Annotated in this window: 2 protein-coding genes; both read left to right on the top strand. The window is 74.6% G+C overall.

Annotation, left to right across the window (positions count from 1 at the left end; translation table 11 throughout):
• Positions 1-171 precede the first annotated feature (171 nt).
• Positions 172-978 carry a thioesterase II family protein gene (locus tag ACFV3R_RS34090; protein ID WP_385591307.1) on the top strand — a complete coding sequence of 269 codons (807 nt, stop codon included), beginning with the start codon at positions 172-174 and terminating at the stop codon, positions 976-978.
• A gap of 143 nt (positions 979-1,121) precedes the next feature.
• Positions 1,122-2,659, top strand: a 1,538-nt coding sequence (locus ACFV3R_RS34085) for a type I polyketide synthase (RefSeq protein WP_385591328.1), incomplete at its 3' end; no start/stop codon positions are given.

Raw genomic sequence — 2,659 nt, 5'->3', positions numbered from 1 at the left:
CCCGGGGCCCACCGCCCGGCGGCGCACCGCTCGCCGCCGGGCGGTGCGCCGGGCCGGACACCGTCCACCGGAGTGCCGCGGGGGTGCCTGCGGGCGCCGTGGAAAAGGCGGGCGTAAGAGCGGCTTTATCCCTCCTGCCGACCATCGGCACAGGTCCGACAGGAGGCGAACGTGCAGGAAGTCACCGCAGTGGGCGAGCGTCGAGCGCCCGGCACCCCCTACCTCCCCTCACTGCCCCCACCAGGCAGCCGGAAGCGGCTCTTCTGCTTCCACCCCGCCGGCGGCGGGGCCTCCGTCTTCTCCGGGCTGCGCACCGCACTGGCCGGCCGCGTGGAGGTCGTCGGCGTCCAACTGCCCGGCCGCGAGGGCCGCCGCGCCCACCCCCTGCCGGCCACCATGGCGGAGCTGGTCGCCGAACTCGACAGCCACCTGGACCCCCACCTGAGCGGTGCCTACGCGTTCTACGGCCACAGCATGGGCGCCCTGGTCGCCCACGACCTCGTTCTGCGCCGCCAGCGGCGCCGGGCCTCCACGCCGGCCCGGCTGGTCGCCGCGGCCTGCCGGGCGCCCCAGCGCGGCGCCGCCTTCGCCGACCGGGCCGAGGCCGACGACCAGGTACTGATCCGGACCATGCTCGACATCGGCGGGCTCTCCCCCGAACTGCTGCGCTACCCCGACTGGTTGCGGGCCGCCGTCGACCTCACCCGGGGGGACCTGCGGCTGTGCGCCGGGCGCGAGAGCGCGCACGGCGAGCTGCTGGAGTGCCCCGTCGACGTCTTCCACGCCACCTCCGACCCCCTGGTGAGCGAGACGGACGCCGAGGCGTGGCGGGAGCGCACCGCCGCGGCCTGCACCGTCCACCGCTTCGAGGGCGGCCACTTCTTCTTCCTGCGCGACTGCCCGCAGCAGTTCGCCGAGCACCTGGCCCTCACGGTGCTGGGCGGTCCCCAGCACCGTTCGGCGGGCGGTGCCTCATGAGCCCCACGGGTGACCGCCCCGCCCTCCCGTCCCACATCTCCCCCCGAGTGCGACCCGACCAGAAAGAGACCACGGTGACGTCAGCCTCCTCCTCCCAGGCCCCTGCCCACCGCTCCTCGGACCAGCCGGTCGCCGTGGTCGGCATGGCCTGCCGGCTGCCGGGGGCGGCGTCGCCGCAGGACTACTGGCGTCTGCTGCGGGACGGCGTGGACGCGGTCGGGCCCGCACCGAAGGACCGGTGGCCCGGGGTCGAGGACGGCCTGCGCCGCGGCGGGTTCCTGCCGCGCATCGACACCTTCGACGCCGCCTTCTTCGGCATCTCGCCGCGCGAGGCGGCGATGACGGACCCGCAGCAGCGTCTGGTGCTGGAGCTGAGCTGGGAGGCGCTGGAGGACGCCCGCATCGTTCCCGACGCGCTGCGCGCCAGCGCCACCGGTGTCTTCGTCGGCGCGATCTGGGACGACTACGCCACCCTGCTGTACCGGCGGGGAGCCACCGCGCTGGACCGCCACAGCCTCACCGGCACCCACCGCAGCATCATCGCCAACCGGGTGTCCTACACCCTCGGCCTGCAGGGCCCGAGCCTGACCGTCGACACCGGCCAGTCCTCGTCCCTGGTCGCCGTCCACCTGGCCTGCGAGAGCCTGCGGCGCGGCGAGTCGACGACGGCGCTGGTGGGCGGGGTCAACCTCAACATCCTCGCCGAGTCCACCGTGGGCAGCCAGCGGTTCGGCGGCCTCTCCCCGGACGGCCGCTGCCACACCTTCGACGCCCGGGCCAACGGCTACGTGCGTGGCGAGGGCGCCGGCATGGTCGTGCTCAAGCCGCTCGCGGCCGCCCTGGCCGACGGCGACCGGGTGTACTGCGTGATCGCCGGCAGCGCCGTCACCAACGACGGGGCGAGCGAGGGGCTCACCGTCCCCACCGTCCGGGGCCAGCAGGAGGCCGTGACCGCCGCCTACGACCAGGCCGGGATCGACCCGGCCACGGTCCAGTACGTCGAACTGCACGGCACCGGCACCCGGGTGGGCGACCCGGTGGAGGCGGCTGCGCTCGGCGCCGCGGTCGGCCGCCGCCACGCACCCGGGGACCCGCTTCTGGTGGGCTCGGCCAAGACCAACATCGGCCACCTGGAGGGCGCCGCAGGCATCGCCGGCCTGCTCAAGACGGTGCTGGCGGTCAGCCGCCGGGAGATCCCCGCCAGCCTCCACTTCGCCACTGCGCACCCGGACATCCCGCTGGCGGACCTGGGCCTGAGCGTGCCCACCTCGCTCACCCAGTGGCCTCACCCGGAGCGGGAACTGGTGGCGGGTGTCTCGTCCTTCGGCATGGGCGGCACCAACTGCCACGTGGTGCTCACCCAGGCCCCGGTGGCCGCCGAGCCCGGGCCCGCCGCGCCGGCCGAGCCGGGCTCCGAGGTCTTCCCCGTGCTGCTGTCCGCCCGCACCGCCGCGGCCCTGCGCGACCAGGCCGCCCGCTACCGGGACCGCCTCGTGGGTGGTTCGGGTGTGGGTGTGGGTGAGGTGGGGTGGTCGTCTGTGGTCTCGCGTGGGGTTTTTGGTCGTCGTGCGGTGGTGTGGGGTGGTCGGGAGGGTGTGGTTGAGGGGTTGGGTGGTTTGGCTGGTGGTGGTGTGGGTGGGGGTGTGGTTTCTGGTTCGGTGGTTTCTGGTGGGACGGTTTT

Source organism: Streptomyces sp. NPDC059740 (assembly GCF_042733155.1).
GTDB lineage: Bacteria > Actinomycetota > Actinomycetes > Streptomycetales > Streptomycetaceae > Streptomyces.
This window is presented reverse-complemented; position numbering and strand designations above follow the sequence as displayed.